This is a genomic window from Bacillus sp. JJ1474 (genome assembly GCF_036965225.1).
GTDB lineage: Bacteria > Bacillota > Bacilli > Bacillales > Cytobacillaceae > Cytobacillus.
On record NZ_JBALPC010000001.1, the window covers coordinates 38,840 to 57,052 of the forward strand.

20 protein-coding genes are annotated in these 18,213 nt (G+C 38.5%); all 20 read right to left on the reverse strand.

The features are described from left to right. Positions 1 to 98: 98 nt before the first annotated feature. Positions 99 to 965 (reverse strand): 4-hydroxy-tetrahydrodipicolinate synthase, encoded by an 867-nt coding sequence (dapA, locus tag V7164_RS00175; RefSeq protein ID WP_335353158.1) that lies wholly within the window; start codon positions 963 to 965, stop codon positions 99 to 101. A gap of 2 nt (positions 966 to 967) precedes the next feature. Beyond that, on the reverse strand, positions 968 to 2,230 hold the full coding sequence (dapG, locus tag V7164_RS00180) for an aspartate kinase (RefSeq protein ID WP_335353159.1): 1,263 nt from the start codon (positions 2,228 to 2,230) through the stop codon (positions 968 to 970). 150 nt (positions 2,231 to 2,380) lie between these two features. After that, on the reverse strand, positions 2,381 to 3,430 hold the full coding sequence (asd, locus tag V7164_RS00185; protein WP_335346590.1) for an aspartate-semialdehyde dehydrogenase: 1,050 nt from the start codon (positions 3,428 to 3,430) through the stop codon (positions 2,381 to 2,383). A 142-nt stretch (positions 3,431 to 3,572) separates the two neighbouring features. Further along, positions 3,573 to 4,172, reverse strand: coding sequence for a dipicolinate synthase subunit B (dpaB, locus tag V7164_RS00190; protein WP_335346589.1), 600 nt, complete (start codon positions 4,170 to 4,172; stop codon positions 3,573 to 3,575). A 1-nt stretch (position 4,173) separates the two neighbouring features. Then, positions 4,174 to 5,073, reverse strand: a complete 900-nt coding sequence (dpaA, locus tag V7164_RS00195; RefSeq protein WP_335346588.1) for a dipicolinic acid synthetase subunit A — start codon at positions 5,071 to 5,073, stop codon at positions 4,174 to 4,176. 254 nt (positions 5,074 to 5,327) lie between these two features. After that, complete coding sequence (locus V7164_RS00200) at positions 5,328 to 5,582, reverse strand: YlmC/YmxH family sporulation protein (RefSeq protein ID WP_335346587.1); 255 nt, start codon at positions 5,580 to 5,582, stop codon at positions 5,328 to 5,330. A gap of 114 nt (positions 5,583 to 5,696) precedes the next feature. Then, positions 5,697 to 6,932 (reverse strand): M16 family metallopeptidase, encoded by a 1,236-nt coding sequence (locus tag V7164_RS00205; RefSeq protein WP_335353160.1) that lies wholly within the window; start codon positions 6,930 to 6,932, stop codon positions 5,697 to 5,699. Between the two features lie 39 nt (positions 6,933 to 6,971). Then, positions 6,972 to 7,961 carry a polysaccharide deacetylase family protein gene (locus V7164_RS00210; RefSeq protein ID WP_335353161.1) on the reverse strand — a complete coding sequence of 330 codons (990 nt, stop codon included), beginning with the start codon at positions 7,959 to 7,961 and terminating at the stop codon, positions 6,972 to 6,974. A gap of 168 nt (positions 7,962 to 8,129) precedes the next feature. Next, complete coding sequence (gene pnp / locus V7164_RS00215) at positions 8,130 to 10,250, reverse strand: polyribonucleotide nucleotidyltransferase (RefSeq protein WP_335353162.1); 2,121 nt, start codon at positions 10,248 to 10,250, stop codon at positions 8,130 to 8,132. 218 nt (positions 10,251 to 10,468) lie between these two features. Then, the gene (rpsO, locus tag V7164_RS00220) at positions 10,469 to 10,738 is read right to left on the reverse strand and encodes a 30S ribosomal protein S15 (RefSeq protein ID WP_066288899.1); all 270 of its coding nucleotides are present in this window, start codon (positions 10,736 to 10,738) and stop codon (positions 10,469 to 10,471) included. A 122-nt stretch (positions 10,739 to 10,860) separates the two neighbouring features. Further along, entirely contained in the window at positions 10,861 to 11,808 is a 948-nt protein-coding gene (ribF, locus tag V7164_RS00225) for a bifunctional riboflavin kinase/FAD synthetase (RefSeq protein WP_335353163.1), read from the reverse strand. Positions 11,809 to 11,845: 37 nt separating this feature from the next. Further along, positions 11,846 to 12,766, reverse strand: a complete 921-nt coding sequence (gene truB, locus V7164_RS00230; protein ID WP_335353164.1) for a tRNA pseudouridine(55) synthase TruB — start codon at positions 12,764 to 12,766, stop codon at positions 11,846 to 11,848. Positions 12,767 to 12,834: 68 nt separating this feature from the next. Next, the gene (gene rbfA, locus V7164_RS00235; protein WP_150932364.1) at positions 12,835 to 13,200 is read right to left on the reverse strand and encodes a 30S ribosome-binding factor RbfA; all 366 of its coding nucleotides are present in this window, start codon (positions 13,198 to 13,200) and stop codon (positions 12,835 to 12,837) included. 13 nt (positions 13,201 to 13,213) lie between these two features. Further along, the gene (locus tag V7164_RS00240; RefSeq protein ID WP_335353165.1) at positions 13,214 to 13,354 is read right to left on the reverse strand and encodes a hypothetical protein; all 141 of its coding nucleotides are present in this window, start codon (positions 13,352 to 13,354) and stop codon (positions 13,214 to 13,216) included. Between the two features lie 50 nt (positions 13,355 to 13,404). Beyond that, positions 13,405 to 13,686, reverse strand: coding sequence for a DUF503 domain-containing protein (locus tag V7164_RS00245; RefSeq protein WP_335353166.1), 282 nt, complete (start codon positions 13,684 to 13,686; stop codon positions 13,405 to 13,407). Continuing rightward, a complete protein-coding gene (gene infB / locus V7164_RS00250) occupies positions 13,683 to 15,899 on the reverse strand; it encodes a translation initiation factor IF-2 (protein ID WP_335353167.1) in 2,217 nt (738 codons plus the stop codon). The genes V7164_RS00245 and infB overlap by 4 nt, the downstream gene beginning before the upstream one ends. Before the next feature lie 19 nt (positions 15,900 to 15,918). Further along, positions 15,919 to 16,221: a YlxQ family RNA-binding protein gene (locus tag V7164_RS00255; protein ID WP_335353168.1), complete on the reverse strand. Its 303-nt coding sequence runs from the start codon at positions 16,219 to 16,221 to the stop codon at positions 15,919 to 15,921. Beyond that, positions 16,218 to 16,502 (reverse strand): RNase P modulator RnpM, encoded by a 285-nt coding sequence (rnpM, locus tag V7164_RS00260; RefSeq protein WP_335353169.1) that lies wholly within the window; start codon positions 16,500 to 16,502, stop codon positions 16,218 to 16,220. The genes V7164_RS00255 and rnpM overlap by 4 nt, the downstream gene beginning before the upstream one ends. Positions 16,503 to 16,517: 15 nt before the next feature. After that, a complete protein-coding gene (gene nusA, locus V7164_RS00265; RefSeq protein ID WP_335353170.1) occupies positions 16,518 to 17,648 on the reverse strand; it encodes a transcription termination factor NusA in 1,131 nt (376 codons plus the stop codon). A gap of 46 nt (positions 17,649 to 17,694) precedes the next feature. Then, positions 17,695 to 18,168, reverse strand: a complete 474-nt coding sequence (gene rimP, locus V7164_RS00270; protein WP_335353198.1) for a ribosome maturation factor RimP — start codon at positions 18,166 to 18,168, stop codon at positions 17,695 to 17,697. Positions 18,169 to 18,213 lie beyond the last annotated feature (45 nt).

The following is an 18,213-nucleotide window of genomic DNA, read 5'->3' on the forward strand; positions in this document are numbered from 1 at the left end:
AGGCGCTGAAGCTAGACAAGAAGAAAAGCGGAGTGGGCCTTTCTAGTAAAATTAAAAGCCAATCGGCAAAAAACTGATTGGCTTTTAATAGTAAGTTTTTATTGTAGCAAAGCTGATAATTTACTTCTCTCCTGCTCTGTTAGCGGAACTAACGGCAATCTTACCGTGCCGACATCAAGTCCCTTTAATTGAAGCGCTGTTTTTACTGGTACAGGGCTTGGGGCTGCAAAGAGTCCTTCCATGATTGGAAGGAGATGTTGATGAAGCCTTGCAGCTTTCTCTATTTTGCCATTCAGAAACGCTTGAATCATCTCTTGCATTTCATTTCCAATAATGTGGGACGCCACTGAGACTATGCCCTTCCCACCTATTGCCAATACAGGGATTGTCAATCCGTCATCCCCGCTGTATAGCTGAAAGTCCTCAGCTGTTTCTGAAATGATTCGAGCCATTGCATTTAAATTACCGCTTGCTTCCTTTACCGCAAAAATATTGTTTATGTTAGAAAGGCTAATAATGGTTTCAGGTTCAATATTGACAGCTGCTCTGCCTGGAATGTTATATGCCATTACTGGCAGTTTCGTACTTTCGGCAACTGCCTGGAAATGCTGAAAAAGTCCGGCTTGATTTGGTCTATTGTAATAGGGAGCCACAGCCATTATTCCATCTACACCTATTTGCTCAGCTCGTTTCGTTAAGTCAATAGAAGCGTATGTGTTATTGCTGCCAGTTCCCGCAATAACTGGTATTCTTTTGTCGACTGCTTTAACCACATGCTGGAATAACGCTATTTTTTCTTCATTCGTTAAAGTTGGAGATTCACCTGTTGTCCCTGCTACAATAAGAGATTCTGTGCCATTTTGAATTAAATGATTAATTAGCTGAGTAGTCTTAGGGAAATCAATATGTCCCTTTCTATTAAATGGAGTAACCATCGCTGTCGAAACCCGGCCTAACTGAATCATTGCTACACTCCTTTAATCTTCCATAAGTCAATATTCTCAGGAACTGTATAATCCTTTTCAAGCTGGAAAGCATCATGTAGAGCGTTAATTGCCTTAGCTAAATCATGCTGTTTCACAAGAACCCATATAGTAGTATGGCTATCCGCAGATTGTAAAATCCTTATTTCCTGCTCTGACAATGCTGTAACAATTTTCGATGCGACACCCGGCACACCTTGCATTCCGGCTCCAACGACAGATACTTTAGCACAATGCTTCTCGACAAGTGGAGTATGATGTAAATCTTCCAGTATCTGAATGGCTTTCTCTGTCATTTCTTCTGAAACTGTATAGTTGACGCCATTAGGATAAATGTTTATAAAATCAACACTGATTCCTTCATTAGCCATCGCCTTAAAAACCTCAGCTTGCAAATTATACTGATCCTTTTTAGCCTGTACTTTGATTTGTGTAATATTGGGGAGATGGGCAATTCCTGTAACAATTCTTTCTGTGAAGTCTATTCCTTGCCGTTCTTTATTAAAAGTTGTCACAAGGGTTCCTAAATTTTCTGTATAGGTAGATCGAATTCGAATGGGGATTTTAGCTTGCATGGCAATTTCAACTGCTCGAGGATGTATGACTTTTGCTCCTTGATAAGCCATATTGCATACTTCTGTGTATGTGACAATAGATAGAGGACGTGCATTTTCAGCGATAGTTGGATCAGCAGTCATAATTCCATCAACATCTGTAAATATGTCAATCCATTCCGCATTTAGAGCTGCTCCTAGAGCTGCGGCAGATGTGTCACTTCCGCCTCTGCCGATCGTTGTGACATCCCCATTTTTTGCAGCACCTTGAAATCCAGCTACTACAACTACATCATGCTCTTCAAGTACTTTAAGAAGTCTATCACATTTCATATCGATAATTTTCGCATTTGTGTGCTCGTGATTAGTTCGAAAACCTGCTTGCGCACCGGTTAAGGCAGTTGCTTTAACACCTTGTTCCAAAAGCATATTTGTAAAAACAATACTAGAAATGATTTCACCACAGGATAATAATAGATCTGTTTCCCTTTTATTTATCAGGGATTTATTTGTCTCTACGAGAGAGAGTAATGTATCAGTCGCATATGGGTCACCCAATCGTCCCATTGCCGATACGACAATAACTACTTTATAACCCTCGTGTCGGGCTTTCTTGATGTGCTTAAATGCATGTGCCCGGCTTTTATCATTGCGAACTGACGTGCCTCCAAATTTTTGCACAATTATTTTCATTGTTACACCTCTATAAAACTCTTCATTGGTTTTTAGATTATGCCATAGGTTTGCTGATAAAGAGGAACGATCATATTTGGAGCTAGAAAATCTCTAGCTCCTTTATTTTTTACGCTCAAATCTTTTTAAAGAAATAAAACGTGAACTTTGTTATTTTACTAAACCAAGTTTTATTAAGCTTTCTGCAATTTGAACTGAGTTCCACGCAGCTCCCTTTAATAGATTGTCAGACACAACCCACATATGGAAACCCTTTGGTTGATCTAAGTCCTTGCGAATACGTCCTACAAACACATCGCTCTTGCCTACACAATCTGCAGGCATTGGATAGATTTGATTGTCCGGATCATCTTGTAAAATAACACCTTGGGCATCTTGAAGAAGCCCTTTAATATCTTGTGAGCTAACCTCTTCTTCATTTACCTCGAAGTAGACTGATTCTGAGTGACCGGTTGCAACTGGTAAACGCACACATGTCGCTGCAACTTGAAGTTCAGGAAGATGCATAATCTTTTTTGTTTCATTTATCATTTTCATTTCTTCAAATGTAAAGCCGTTCTCTGTAAACTTATCAATTTGCGGAATCGCGTTAAAGGCAATTTGATAATGCTTCTTATCACCTTTTACAGGAAGAATGGCAGGCTCAAAGGATTCGCCATTTATGATTGCTTTTGTTTGTTCATGAAGCTCTTCAACTGCAGCTGCACCTGATCCCGAAACAGCCTGGTATGTTGAAACGATAACTTTATTTAAACCGTATTTTTTACGGATTGGTTCTAAAGCTACAACCATTTGAATCGTAGAACAGTTTGGATTTGCAATAATTCCCTTATGATTGTGAAGGTCGTGTTCATTGACTTCTGGCACTACAAGCGGAACATCTTCATCCATACGGAAAGCACTTGTATTATCAACAACAACTGCGCCATGGGAAACCGCATGAGCCGCCATTTCTTTAGAAACACTACCGCCTGCACTGAATAGTGCAATATCAACTCCTGCAAAGCTATCCGGTGTTGCTTCCTGGACTGTTAGCTCCTCGCCTTTAAAAATCACCTTTTTTCCCGCTGAGCGTGCAGATGATAGCAATGTTAACTTTTCGATTGGAAAATTCTTTTTCTCAAGTGTGTCAAGCATTTGCTGACCTACTGCTCCTGTTGCTCCTAAAACTGCTACATGAAAACCTTTTTTCTGTTCCATTTGTTTTTTCCCCTCTCAAAAATACTTACTAACAAAAAAGATTATTACAGAAACTTAATGAATTTTCTTATAATAACATACATTTTAACATATTCATTCTTTAAAGTAATAAACTTTTTGCTAGATAAATTGGGGAAACACTCTAATTCTCGTCCTTATATCTTTCAACAAGTACGGGCTGGAATTGTTTACCGTTAATAGCTGCTTCAATCGTTTCTGATAAAGCTGTCATTCTGGCAACCATTGAATTTGGTTTTTTCACTGGATCATCCTGGCCAAATGGGATGAAATAAATATTTTTCGTTGCCATTAATCTCATTAAATTCACGCCATTTAAGCCAAGTGCATCGTTTGTGGATATTCCTAATACAACAGGCTTCTGATTCCTAAGCGTTGCCTTTGCAGCCATTAAAACAGGTGAATCTGTCATGGCGTTTGCAAATTTACTCATTGAATTGCCTGTTAAGGGGGCAATCACCATACAATCTAAAGGAATTTTTGGACCTAACGGCTCTGCCTTCACAATGGAGTCTATCACTTTATTTCCTGTTAATTCTTCAATTCTCTGTACCCAATCTTCCCCTTTGCCAAACCTTGTTTCAGTGCTTTTTACTGTAAAGGTAACAACAGGCAAAACTTCAGCCCCAGCGTTGACGAGCTTCTCTATTTCCGGGAACACCGCATCGTATGTGCAATGAGATCCTGTCAGACCAAAACCGATACGTTTTCCTTTTAAACTCATATTAAATTTTCCCCTTTCGGTTAATACTGTCTTCTTTTATTAATTGGGAAAGAACCTTCGCTAGTATTTTTCCGGCTGTTTTAGGTGCAACGATTCCAGGAAGTCCAGGTGCGAGCAATGCCTTTACTCCCCTTTTTTCTGCGTACCTAAAGTCTGTCCCTCCTGGTTTAGAAGCAAGATCAATAATGAGAGTGTGAACCGGCATTTTTGCAATAACAGAAGCTGTAACTACTAAATGTGGAATCGTGTTGATGCAAATATCTGCATCCTTTACTTCATTTTCTAAATCCTTTAAATGAAAAGGAACTAAACCCATTTCCGTAATCCTTGCAATATGTTCACTTTTTCTAGCACCCACTTTTACCTTGGCTCCAAGAGAATCAAAGACTCTTGCAACACTCATCCCAACTCTTCCGAGGCCGAGAACGGTAATTTTTGACCCATGAATAGTAATATCTGTATGCTGTATGGCCATCATGATCGTTCCCTCTACTGTGGGAATTGAGTTATAGATAGCTACATCATCTCGTTCAAATAAATTAACGAGTCGTCTATTTGCCTGTTTAGTTACACTGTCTAAATATGAGTTGCTTATCCCTGAATAGATCGTACAATGGGATGGTGTTTCCAATAGCATCTCTTTCCGTAAATACACCTTTTCATTTGAAAATATTGTTTCAATTTGACCATCTAAGCCAGTTCCAGGAACAGGCAATATAACAGCATCTTTATTTGAAAAATCGACTTCATCCATTTTTTCTTTAACAGCCCCAGTAAAGGCATGATCTAATTGTTCGAATCCAATTAATGAAAGCTTGGCATCCAGCTCGGTTAGTCTGCGTATTATTTCCAGCTGCCTAGCATCTCCGCCAATAACAGCAATTTGTATGTCTGTTAGCATGAAACCCTCACCTTCTTCTAAAGAGTGTTACAGGTATTGTGTTAATTCACTACTTCAACATCCTATGTACGAAAGGCTAAATCGGTGAGTTTTCCATGTAAAGATAAGGCTTGAAATATGAGTTTGGGAAGGATTCAAATGAGAGAAAAAGTATGTGGGCTCTGGGTTTTAGCCTAACTTTTATTTTTGAAAAGAATTTTTTCAAAAAAAAATAGACTGGCTTCTGCCAATCTAAATAATCCCTTAAAAATTTTCTATTCGTTTGCTTCTTCCTCATTCGGCATATCTAAAATAATCATATCGGTTCCAATCTTTTTAATGTGGCTCCAAGGTACACGAATCTCATCTCCTTGCCTTTTGAGTCCAAACCATTTCAAAGATGGAATGACTAATGCCTGGATTTGTCCACTTTTTTCGTTTATTTCAAGATCTGTTTGCCCAAGAACCCCTAATCTTTCTGCCTTTTTTACGTCAACGATTTCTTTTCCGCTCAGCTCACTAAGTCTCATGCCCTTCCCCCTCTCTATACAATTTATCGATATTCATAATGATTTAGACTACAAATCAATTTGCTTCCATAAACAAAAAAACAGTCTGCTAATTAAACAGACTGTTATGAGTAGTTATAGACTTTTTGGCAACTCGCCATTAGGACTAATCAAGGCAATGGCGTATTTATCAGAGAATATGGAATTTGCCATTTCATCCACACCTTGTTTAGAAACAGCATCAATTTGTTCAAGGATTTCATCTAATGAACGATGACGCTTCAGTAAAAGTTCATTTTTCCCATTTCGGCTCATTCGGCTATTGGTGCTCTCTAAGCTGAGCATCAGACTTCCTTTTAACTGTTCCTTGCTATTATTTAGTTCCTTTTCGGTAATTCCGTCTTGTTTAAGCTTGCTTAATGTTTCTTGCATCGTTTCAAATAAGACATCCAATTGCTTAGCACCAGTTCCACCATAGAGTGTAACAATCCCTGCGTCTTGGTAGGCTGAGTGATAAGAAAAGACTGAATAAGCAAGTCCTTTTTGTTCCCTAACATCCTGGAATAACCTGCTGCTCATGCTGCCGCCAAGTATATTATTGAGAACAATTAAATTGTACATTTCTGGATGACCTACCTGCAGTCCTTCAAAACCAATACATAAATGTGCCTGCTCTGTATCTTTTTTCCGAACAGCCTTATTTGAATGGAATTCAAGGCTCTGCTTCACTTTTTCATGCTTTCCGCCTTCATAGGATCCAAAATATTTTTCAACTTCCCGAATAAAAGAATCAGAAATATTGCCGGCAATAGAAATGACCACTTCTTCAGGAGTATACATGTTGTGGACATATTCTCTTAATGTATCACCGTTAAAGGTGGCAAGCGTTTCCTCTGTCCCTAATATCGGATAGCCAAGTGGATGATTTTCATAAATGGCTTTACTAAGCAAGTCATGAACGATATCATCAGGCGTATCCTCATACATCTTTATTTCTTCATATACAACATTTTTCTCTTTATTCAGCTCTTCTTCCACAAATGTAGAGTTAAAGAACATATCAGCTAAAACCTCAAGTGCAAAATCCGCATGAGTATCGAGAACCTTTGCATAGTAGCACGTATATTCTTTTGAAGTAAAAGCATTCACCTGCCCGCCAATACTGTCAAATGATTCAGCGATCTCACGTGCGGATCTTGTTTTTGTCCCCTTAAAAAACATATGCTCTAGAAAATGAGAAATCCCGTTATTCTCTAGGTTTTCATCTCTAGATCCAGTTCCAATCCAAACACCGATGGCAACGGAACGAACGTGTGGAATATTTTCTAATACGACTCTTACACCATTTTGGCATGTGTACTTTTTAATCAAATAAGTTCCTCCTGTTCCTTTAACAGAGATGCAATAATTTTAGTTGTTATTTTCCTTACTATTAACTTTTCCAAAAATAAGATTATCAGCCGTTCGATCAGAACTCAAAAGCTCGGAAACGGTTCCAATTTGAAAGTCCTGCTTCTTCAGCTGAATAATTAACTGATCTAGCGACCTTTCTGTTGGGCTTGTAGGGTGCATTAAGATGATCGCCCCATTATGAACCTTACCCATTACACGATTTAGCAGTTCCTCTTCGGATGGCTTATTCAAATCAACTGTATCAACCGACCATAAGACCGTTCTTAAGCTTTCCTGTAAGGCAATTTGTATTGTGTCTTCACGAAAGCTTCCGCTTGGCGGACTAAACCATTGTACAGGCTTATCTGTGATTGCCATAATGACTTCATTCGTTTTTTGAATTTCTTCCCTAATTTTACTCGTTGGTATTTTTGCCATATTAGGTTGAGAATATGAATGGTTGCCAATTTCATGTCCTGCTTCTTCTATCATTTTTGCCAATTCAGGATTATTTTGGGCCCATTTTCCTTCTAAGAAAAAACTTACCGAAACGTTATGCTTCTTTAGCGTTGCTAGCATATCCGTTAAATACTCATTTCCCCATGCCACATTTATGATAAAACTAACCATCTGTTTCTCTGGATGCCCTTTATATGTTGGAGACGGCGGCAAATCCTTTAATTGAACTTTAGGCAGAATTTGTTTGAAAACAAGCTTTTCATCCTTAAATTCGCCATCTGCTTTCATTTTTTTATAGGAAGCACCTATATCAACTTGTAATCCATTTAATCCGGGAATCGCCTTCCAAACTCGATCAATCTTCGCATCCTGCGGGGGAATATAATAGTCTGTTGCTCTTGCAGTAATTTCATTATATAAAGGATCCTTTTGTTTTGATACAGAAATAGAATCAGCTTTTAGCCCCAAAACGTATTGGTTCGATAACGGATTGTTAACAAAAAGATATGCAACAATAAAAATAATGCTTAAATGAATCACCTTTTTCATTCTCCTTGCCTCCTTCCATAAACCATATGTTTTAAGAGGACAAGGTAGAACGAGCTGCATTTTCTAACGAAAGGTTAATTTTTAACAAAAGGTATGTATATGGAAAGAGTCAGGGGGGCCATCCCATCCTGACTCTTTCATTAATAATAAATCACGCTTTGAAACTAATTATTTTTGTGCTTGTTCTTTCTGCTCGCGCTGCTCACGGAGGACTGCTTTACGTGATAAATTAACACGGCCTTGTTTATCAATTTCGGTTACTTTTACTAATAATTCGTCCCCAATTGATACGACATCCTCAACTTTGCCAACACGCTCTTCAGCAAGCTCTGAAATGTGTACAAGCCCATCTTTTCCGTTAAATATTTCAACAAATGCTCCGAATTTTTCAATTCGCTTTACTTTACCAAGATACATTTGTCCAACTTCAACTTCACGGACAATGTCCTCAATAATTTTCTTCGCTTTTTGGTTCATTTCTTCATTAGTTGAAGAAATAAATACTGTACCATCTTGCTCGATATCAATTTTTACACCAGTTTCTTCAATAATCTTATTGATTTGCTTTCCGCTCGGTCCAATAACGTCACGAATCTTATCTGGGTTAATGTGCATCGTCAAGATCTTAGGAGCGTATTTAGATAGCTCATTTCTTGGCTGGGCAATTGTACTTAGCATAGAGTCTAGAATTTGCATGCGGCCTATTTTCGCCTGCTGAAGGGCCTCTTCTAATATTTCACGGGAAAGACCTTCAATTTTAATATCCATTTGTAATGCTGTTACCCCTTTAGCTGTACCAGCAACCTTAAAGTCCATATCTCCTAAATGGTCTTCCATACCTTGGATATCCGTTAATATAGAGTAATGCTCTCCAGACTTGATAAGACCCATTGCGATCCCCGCAACAGGAGCCTTAATTGGAACACCAGCGTCCATCATAGCAAGGGTACTTGCGCAAATACTTGCCTGTGATGTAGATCCATTAGATTCCAAAACTTCAGAAACTAAACGGACTGTATACGGAAAATCTTTTTCTGATGGAATAACAGGCTCTAATGCACGCTCTCCTAGTGCACCGTGCCCAATCTCACGACGGCCTGGCCCTCTCATCGGACCCGTTTCTCCAACGCTGAAATTAGGGAAGTTGTAATGGTGCATAAAACGCTTTTCTTCCTCGATTCCGAGGCCATCAAGAATTTGGACATCACCTAGTGCACCTAATGTACAAACGCTTAAAGCTTGAGTTTGGCCACGAGTAAATAGTCCGGAACCATGTGTTCTAGCAAAAATACCAATTTCCGAGGACAATGGTCGAATGATATCCAAGCCACGCCCATCTGGACGGACCTTATCTTCTGTAATAAGTCTTCGTACTTCGCCTTTTACAATTTTATCAAGAATTTGTTTTACTTGTTTAAGGTCTTCTTCCGTTGTCTCTTCTTCTTCAAATTTTGCAAGTACCGCATTTTTAACAGCTTTAATAGCATCCTCACGTGCATGCTTTTCTTGAACTTGAATAGCAGCAATCATGTCTTGCTCGCAAATCGAACGTACCTTAGCTTCTAATTCTTGATCAAGTTCAAATAAAACTATTTCAAGTTTTTCTTTACCGATTTCAGCTACAATTTCTTCCTGAAACGCAATTAATCGCTTAATTTCTTCATGTCCAAACATAATCGCTTCTAGCATGATTTCTTCAGGGACTTCAAGAGCACCTGCTTCAACCATATTAATAGCATCCTTTGTACCAGCGACAACTAAATGGATATCACTTTTATCAGCCTGATCAACTGTAGGATTAATAATGAACTCACCATTAATACGACCAACACTTACTCCAGCAATCGGTCCTCCAAAAGGAATATCTGATACACTTAGTGCTAATGAAGAACCAAACATGGCCGCCATTTCTGAAGAACAATCTTGATCAACACTCATTACCATACTGACTACTTGTACTTCATTACGAAAGCCATCAGCAAATAATGGGCGAATTGGTCTATCAATTAAGCGGCTGGCCAAAATAGCTTTTTCACTTGGTCGGCCTTCTCGTTTAATAAATCCTCCAGGTATTTTCCCAACGGCATATAATCTTTCTTCATAATTGACTGTCAATGGAAAGAAATCTAAATTTTTCGGCTCCTTTGATGCCGTTGCTGTACTTAATACAGCTGTGTCTCCATAGCGAACTAACACTGCGCCATTTGCTTGTTTGGCTAACTGTCCAATTTCAACAGTTAATTTGCGGCCAGCCCAATCTATAGAATAAATATGTTTATCTTGTCCCATATTTTGTAACCCCTCTCTACCTTTTCACAATGGAGGTTTAGCAACTTGAATTGGAAACCTAAACCTAAACATTATCGAACAAAAATTCTCCTAAAGTATGAAATCTGTGTGTATATAGTATGTACAATTTTATTACAAGTTAAAATGGCTCTTTTATGTATGTAAACATGTGTTCTTTTTAAGCTAATAAAAAAGCGGGAAAACTCCCGCTTTTCTTATTATCGACGTAAACCTAATTTGTTAATTAACTCACGGTAACGTTGAACATCTTTGTTACGCAGGTAAGTTAACAGGTTACGACGTTTACCTACCATTTTCAAAAGACCGCGACGTGAGTGGTGGTCTTTCTTATGAGTACGTAAATGATCGTTCAGTTTGTTAATTTCCTCAGTAAGGACAGCGATTTGAACCTCTGGAGATCCAGTATCATTCTCATGAGTTTTATACTCATTGATTAGTTCATTTTTACGTTCTTTAGTGATTGCCATCCGTTTCACCTCCTAAATGTTAAATCCCCTGTTACCGAGCAAGCGTCGGTGACTCGACTTGCCAAGCAAAGGTTCTTTTGATACGTTAATAAGAATACAACTTTTTATGACAAAATGCAAGGCTAAACATTGTTTTTTTCAAAGTAAGCAAGCGCCGACCTTTTGTCCATTTCTATTTGAGCAACAAGTTCTTCTATGCCATTGAATTTTTGTTCTTTTCTTAAATGCAAGTGCCACTCAACTTTTACTTCTTGTCCGTAAATTTCTTGATTAAAATCAAAAATATGAACTTCTATGGATGGCTTTTTGGACATTTCTTTATTAAAAGTTGGCTTATAGCCCACATTGCATACTCCTTCATGCCACTTTCCATTGACGTTAATTCGGACGCAATAAACTCCGGTAGGGGGAAGAATATAATCGTCATTTAATTCAATATTCGCCGTAGGGAATCCGATTGTTCTTCCTCTTTTATCTCCATGAATAACGATGCCATTAGTAGAATAATACCTGCCTAGTATAGGTGAAATATCTTCCATTCTGCCTTCACGAATCATTGAACGAATTAAGGTTGAGCTAATTTTCTCATTATTAGATACTAATTTTGGAACGACTGTAAAGGCGAGCTTATCCCTTGAATGAAATGGCAATGTTTCCATCGTTCCTTTTCCCATTCTGCCATATGTATAATCAAAGCCCGCGATTACATGTTTTACATTTAGATCTATTAAATATTGATCTACAAATTCTTGGGGCAATAGACTCGCAAATTCCCTTGAAAAGTTGACAATAATTAAATAATCAATCCCTAATTTAGCGATCAACTCGACTTTATCGTGGAGTGGAGTAATATATTCTACATGTTTAACACTTTTTCCTAATACAACAGAGGGATGAGGATCAAAGGTCATGACCGCACTTTTGAAGCCGCTCTCCTCCGCGATAGTCTTTGCTTTCTTGATAACCTTCTGATGTCCAAGATGAACGCCGTCAAAATAGCCTAATGCTATGGATAATGGCGGAAGTTCCCTCTTAACAAATTGTGGATGATTAATTGAAATTATTTCCATGTGGTTCACCTTTTTTCAAATTCAAAGCCCAGATTTCTCACAGCATATCATTTCGGATGACCTTTACAGGCTTCATTAACCCTTGCTTTTGCTGATGATGCTCGTAAATGGCCAAAGTAATGCCGTTTTCAGTTTCAACAACAATCGGACCTTTTGCTTCAGATAAATGACTTGGTATGGGCAAAACTGCTCCATTTTTTACTTTCTTTGCTACTGTATCATTTATCGTATATTTGGGCAAATGAGAAAGCCCAGATTCAAGCGGTTTTATTTTCTGTAATAGGGTGCCTTCTTGAACGAAGGATTCTATTTCTTCTAATGTTAAGCAGTCTTGTAAGGAGAATGCGGCAGATTGAATTCTAACTAGATCAGACATATGAGCAGGATAACCAAGTTTTTCTCCAATCATAACAGCTAACGTCCGTATATATGTTCCCTTTCCGCAAGAAACCCGGAAACGGAATTGAATAAGTTCCCCACTGAATATATCGCGGTCATCTAGAAGTTCGATTGAAAAGATTTTCACCCTTCTAGTTGGCCTTTCAACTGAAATCCCTTGTCTTGCGTATTCATAAAGCCGTTTTCCATTTACCTTCACAGCAGAATACATCGGCGGGGTTTGCGTTATTTCACCAGTTAAGCTTTCCAAAACAGATAAAATTTCTTTTCTTGAAAATGAATTTGTTACTTTCCTAACTTCAAGGGTTTCTCCTGAGGCATCCTCAGTTGTGGTGGAATACCCAATCGTTACTTCCCCTTCATATGCTTTTCCGGCATCTGTAATATATTCAGCCACTTTTGTCGCTCTCCCTAAGCAAATAGGGAGTACTCCCGTCACATCAGGGTCTAGAGTTCCGGTATGGCCGATTCTTTTCATTTTTAAAATTTTACGCAGCTTAAATACACAATCATGTGAGGTGATCCCCTTAGGCTTAAATAGCGGCAATATTCCTTCCACAAGTGATCCTCCTTTCTAAATTCGAAAAAAATGGATAGACAAATGTCTATCCACATCCATTTCTATCATTAATCTTCTTTTTCCTTGGAACGATCCTCATCATGAATTTGATGGAGTAATGTTTCAATTCGATTGCCATAATCAATTGATTCATCAAATTCAAAGAAAATTTCTGGAGTTTTACGCAAGCGGATACGCTGCCCAATCTCCGAACGGATAAATCCTTTTGCTTTTGCAAGGCCTTTAAGCGTATTTTCCCTTTGTTCCTCATCGCCAAGAACAGAAATAAATACGGTTGCTTGCTGAAGATCTCCGGTTACTTGGACATCGGTTACCGTAACAAAGCCGACACGCGGATCCTTAATTTTACGGCCGATAATTTCGCCAAGCTCCTTCTTCATTTGTTCTCCAACTTTATTTGCTCGAAGGCTCATAATTTATTCACCTCTAATCAAATCCGCCTTGGCGGATTTGCGCCCAGATTTTTATCGGGCAGTGCCCGATAAATTCCTTTAATAAATCTGAGGCATCCGCCGGAGGCTTAACTTTATTCAGAAAGTATTGAACCCCTTCTGAATAGTTTCCCAATTTGCATTCATCGCCCACTAATAGAAGTGGAAAATAAATACTTAATAAAATTAAATCCAATCAACATCAGTAATTGTTCGTTCAATTTCAGGGAACGAATCAATTAATTTAAGGGCATTTTGTAATTCTTGCTCCGTTGAAATTCGAGAGGATGATACGGCAACAATGGCTATTTTTGTCCGTTGCCATACATCTTGATAATCTACCTCTGAGACAGATACATTATACTTTTGTTTCAAACGGGTAAGAATTCTTTGTAATACAGCTCGTTTTTCTTTTAAAGAATGTGAGTCATAAATGATACATTCACAAGCTGCAAGCCCAATGATCATTTCCGCTCAATTTCCTGCATAACGAAGGCTTCAATGACATCGCCTTCTTTAACATCGTTAAAGTTTCTAATCGTAATCCCACATTCATATCCTTGGCTAACCTCTTTAGCATCATCTTTGAAGCGCTTAAGTGCATCTACTTCCCCTTCAAAAATAACAATGCCATCACGGATTAAACGTACTCCGCTATCTCGAGTAATTTTTCCATCGGTTACATAGGATCCTGCAATTGTTCCAACCTTTGAAACTTTAAATGTTTGGCGAACTTCTGCCTGGCCAATAATTTTTTCTTCAAATTCTGGATCAAGCATCCCTTTCATAGCCAATTCGATTTCTTCAATTACTTTGTAAATAACTCGATGCAGGCGAATATCTACACCTTCAGCTTCCGCAGCACGCTTAGCGTTATTATCAGGGCGTACATTAAATCCGACAACAAATGCATTAAATGCTGCAGCAAGTGTAATATCTGATTCATTAATAGCTCCTGCTCCAGTGTGAAGTATACGAACATTTACACCTTCAACATCAATCTTTTGCAAGGCTGTTGTAAGTGCTTCTGCAGTACCTTGAACATCTGCCTTAACAACAACATTTAATTCCTTCATTTCGCCTTGTTTCATATGTTCAAACAAGTTATCCAAGCTAATTTTTGTCTTTTCACTTCGCTGTGCTTGAAGGGCTTGCTGAGCACGAGACTCTCCAATTTGGCGAGCTGTCTTCTCATCAGGAAGTACAGCGAAGCGATCCCCAGCTTGAGGTACATCATTAAGACCTGTAATTTCTACTGGTGTTGATGGTTCTGCTTGTTTAACACGGCGTCCAAGATCATTGACCATTGCACGTACTCGGCCAAATGTATTTCCAACAACAATCGGATCTCCTACTTTTAAGGTACCGTTTTGAACGAGCAGAGTTGCAACTGACCCGCGGCCTTTATCTAATTGAGCCTCGATTACAGTTCCTACAGCACTTCGTTTAGAATTAGCCTTAAATTCTTCAACCTCGCTTACAAGAAGAATCATTTCCAGAAGGTTGTCAATTCCTTCTCCTTTAAGAGCAGAAATAGGAACAAAAATAGTATCCCCACCCCAAGCCTCTGGTACTAATCCATATTCAGTTAACTCTTGCATAACGCGGTCTGGATTGGCAGATTCCTTATCCATTTTATTAACAGCTACAATAATTGGTACTTCTGCTGCTTTCGCATGATTGATCGCTTCAATCGTTTGAGGCATAACACCATCATCAGCAGCAACAACAAGAATGGTAATATCCGTAATTTTCGCTCCACGGGCACGCATCGTTGTAAAGGCAGCATGTCCTGGAGTATCTAAAAACGTAATCTTTTTGCCATTTTCTTCAACTTGATAAGCTCCGATATGCTGAGTAATTCCACCGGCTTCTCCCGCTGTAACTTTTGTATTTCTAATAGAATCCAAAGTCGTTGTTTTACCGTGGTCAACGTGCCCCATAATCGTAACAACAGCCGGACGCTCTACAAGCTCTGCATTTTCTTCATCTGTGAAATAAACCTCTAAATCAGTCACATCGATATGAACTTCTTCTTCGACTTCGACTCCGTAATCAGTAGCAATTAATTCAATAGCATCTTTATCTAGTGCTTGATTAATTGTAGCCATAACACCAAGCATAAATAATTTTTTAATGATTTCTGAAGGTTCACGATGAAGCTTTTTTGCAAGCTCAGCAACTGTTAATGAATCACTAAAAGTAATTTTTGCTGGAAGTTCCTTTACTTTTTTAGGAGCAGGAGGGACTTGTACTTGATGGTTGCTTTTCCCTTTATTATTGTTTTTATTTCTATTTTGATTGTTATTGTTATTATTTTTATTCTTGTTCTTGTTAAAAGGCTTATTGTCTTTTTGATTATTCTCGCTGTTTGGCTTTCTAACTTCAGTTTGTTTTTGCATAGGTTTATTTTTACCTTTGTTTACTTCCGACTGCTCATTACGATTAGCAGCCGGAGCTTTTGGTTTAGTCTGAACTGGATTTGTCTTTTGCTGATTTTGCTTTTCTGGCTGTTTGTCTTCCTTCTTACCGTATATTCCGTCCAATTTTTGTACGGCAGAAGCTTCAATTGTTGTCATATGGTTTGAGACCTCGATATTCATGTCTTTTAATTTTGTAATCACGTCTTTACTTGATACATTTTGCTTTTTTGCATATTCGTAAACGCGCATTTTACTCATACTTTCACCCCCGCTGGAATTAATCGAGCAACGACTTCAGTTTTTTTGCAAATCCACCATCAAGCACTGCCACAACAACCCGAGCATCTTTTCCAATAGCCTGACCAAGGATTTCTCGGTTTTCGACAAGCCTATATGGAATTTGATAGGATTTACATTTATCAGTTACTTTTTTTGTCGTGTTAACAGAAGCGTCCGCAGATAGCAATATGAGCTTCGCTTTACCGTTTCTTATTTCTTTGATAGTAAGCTCTTCACCCGAAGTAATTTTCCGTGCCCGATTCGCTAAGCCAAGCAATGACATCCATTGATTTGCATTCATTTGGATAGTCGTTTCTCCTTCTCTATGAGCTCTAATAGCTCTTCATATATAGAATCATCTATTGAAACATCTAAATGGCTTGCTAAAATGTTTTTCTTTTTTGCAAGTTTTACTGCCTCTTCTTCTTTAGAAAGGTAGGCGCCGCGACCGGATTTTTTTCCAGTCGGATCCACTGATACTTCCCCTTCTTTAGAGCGAACGATGCGAACGAGTTCTTTTTTCGGTCTCATTTCACCGGTTGCGACACACTTGCGCAGAGGAACTTTTTTACGATTGTTCACATTCATTCACCCCTATTAATCCATATCTTCCTGAAAATCAAAATTTTCATCGTCTTCAAGCTCAGTGCTATCATAAGTCAAGAGTGTTTCTTCTCTTGGGTACATGCCTGTTTCACGCGCTTCAGACTCAGATTTAATATCAATTTTCCATCCTGTCAGCTTTGCAGCCAGTCTCGCGTTTTGCCCGCGTTTTCCAATTGCGAGTGACAGCTGATAGTCTGGAACTATAACGGTTGTAGCTTTATCATTTTCATTTACGATGACATCAAGTACTTTAGATGGACTTAACGCATTAGCAACGAAAACAATCGGATCAGCTGACCATTTTACTATATCAATCTTTTCACCTTTTAACTCATTCACGACCGCTTGAACACGGGTGCCTTTTGGTCCTACACAAGAACCAACTGGATCGACTTCCTCGTTATCAGAATGAACGGAAATTTTCGAGCGGTCTCCCGCTTCCCTGGCTACAGATTTAATTTCCACTGTTCCATCGTAAATTTCTGGCACTTCTATTTCAAACAATCTTTTCAAAAGACCTGGATGAGTTCTAGAAACAAAAATTTGTGGTCCTTTTGTAGTCTTTTCAACCTTTGTTATGAAAACCTTTATTCTGTCATGTGGTTTATACTGCTCGTTCGGCATTTGCTCATTTGTTGGAAGAATCGCTTCGATCTTTCCAAGACTGACATAAATAAATTTGGAATCCTGACGCTGCACAATCCCTGTCATAATATCTTCTTCACGGTCAATAAATTCAGAGTAAATAATTCCTCTTTCCGCTTCACGAACACGCTGCGTAACAACCTGCTTTGCTGTTTGCGCCGCAATTCGGCCGAAGTCCTTAGGAGTAACCTCTAGCTCCACAATATCTTCCACTTGATAATTAGGATTCATTCTTTGTGCATCTTCAACGGAAATTTCTAGTCTTGGGTCAAAAACCTCTTCAACTACTTCTTTTCGAGCAAAAACTCTCATCGTTCCGTTTCCAAGATTTAAATCAATCCGAACATTTTGTGCTTGATTGAAGTTTCTGCGATATGCAGATACTAGCGCTGCTTCAATTGCATCAATAATGACATCACGTGAAATGCCTTTTTCTTTTTCAAGTAATGTGAGAGCATCCAACAATTCGCTGCTCATGAGACTTCTTCCCCCTTTAATAGAAAAGCGCAAGCGCTAATTGACTTTATGAAAAAACAACAGCTAAGCGTGCATTCGCTACTTTTTCATACGGAATATCAATACTTTTCTTTCTTGTTTTAATTTTGATTTCGACTGTTACTATGTGACCATCAAAATGAGTCAAAATTCCTTCGAACGTTTTATCACCATCAATTGGCTCATATGTTTTAATAAAAACATTTTTGCCAACTGCTTTTTGAAAGTCCTTTTCATTTTTAAGAGGGCGCTCAGCTCCAGGTGATGAAACCTCTAAGAAATAGTTATAGGGAATAGGATCGATCTCATCAAGCTTTTCACTTAATTTTTCACTGACTAACCCGCATTCCTCAATATCGACACCATTTTCCTTATCAATAAATACGCGGAGGAACCAATCTCTTCCTTCCTTAACGTATTCAATTTCAACTAATTCTAAATTAAGCTCATCTAAAATGGGTGTGACTAATTGTCCAACCGTATCAGTCACCTTGCTCATAATATCCCTCCTTTACACGATTCATTGCTTCAAGTGAAATTCGATTCA

Bases quoted from the DNA above. Each gene is read 5' to 3' on its own strand.
- dapA (WP_335353158.1), bottom strand. From the start codon at position 965: ATGATTCAGTTAGGCCGGGTTTCGACAGCGATGGTTACTCCATTTAAT.
- dapG (WP_335353159.1), bottom strand. From the start codon at position 2,230: ATGAAAATAATTGTGCAAAAATTTGGAGGCACGTCAGTTCGCAATGAT.
- asd (WP_335346590.1), bottom strand. From the start codon at position 3,430: ATGGAACAGAAAAAAGGTTTTCATGTAGCAGTTTTAGGAGCAACAGGA.
- dpaB (WP_335346589.1), bottom strand. From the start codon at position 4,172: ATGAGTTTAAAAGGAAAACGTATCGGTTTTGGTCTGACAGGATCTCAT.
- dpaA (WP_335346588.1), bottom strand. From the start codon at position 5,073: ATGCTAACAGACATACAAATTGCTGTTATTGGCGGAGATGCTAGGCAG.
- V7164_RS00200 (WP_335346587.1), bottom strand. From the start codon at position 5,582: ATGAGACTTAGTGAGCTGAGCGGAAAAGAAATCGTTGACGTAAAAAAG.
- V7164_RS00210 (WP_335353161.1), bottom strand. From the start codon at position 7,961: ATGAAAAAGGTGATTCATTTAAGCATTATTTTTATTGTTGCATATCTT.
- pnp (WP_335353162.1), bottom strand. From the start codon at position 10,250: ATGGGACAAGATAAACATATTTATTCTATAGATTGGGCTGGCCGCAAA.
- rpsO (WP_066288899.1), bottom strand. From the start codon at position 10,738: ATGGCAATCACTAAAGAACGTAAAAATGAACTAATCAATGAGTATAAA.
- ribF (WP_335353163.1), bottom strand. From the start codon at position 11,808: ATGGAAATAATTTCAATTAATCATCCACAATTTGTTAAGAGGGAACTT.
- rbfA (WP_150932364.1), bottom strand. From the start codon at position 13,200: ATGAGCCTTCGAGCAAATAAAGTTGGAGAACAAATGAAGAAGGAGCTT.
- V7164_RS00245 (WP_335353166.1), bottom strand. From the start codon at position 13,686: ATGATCATTGGGCTTGCAGCTTGTGAATGTATCATTTATGACTCACAT.
- infB (WP_335353167.1), bottom strand. From the start codon at position 15,899: ATGAGTAAAATGCGCGTTTACGAATATGCAAAAAAGCAAAATGTATCA.
- V7164_RS00255 (WP_335353168.1), bottom strand. From the start codon at position 16,221: ATGAATGCAAATCAATGGATGTCATTGCTTGGCTTAGCGAATCGGGCA.
- nusA (WP_335353170.1), bottom strand. From the start codon at position 17,648: ATGAGCAGCGAATTGTTGGATGCTCTCACATTACTTGAAAAAGAAAAA.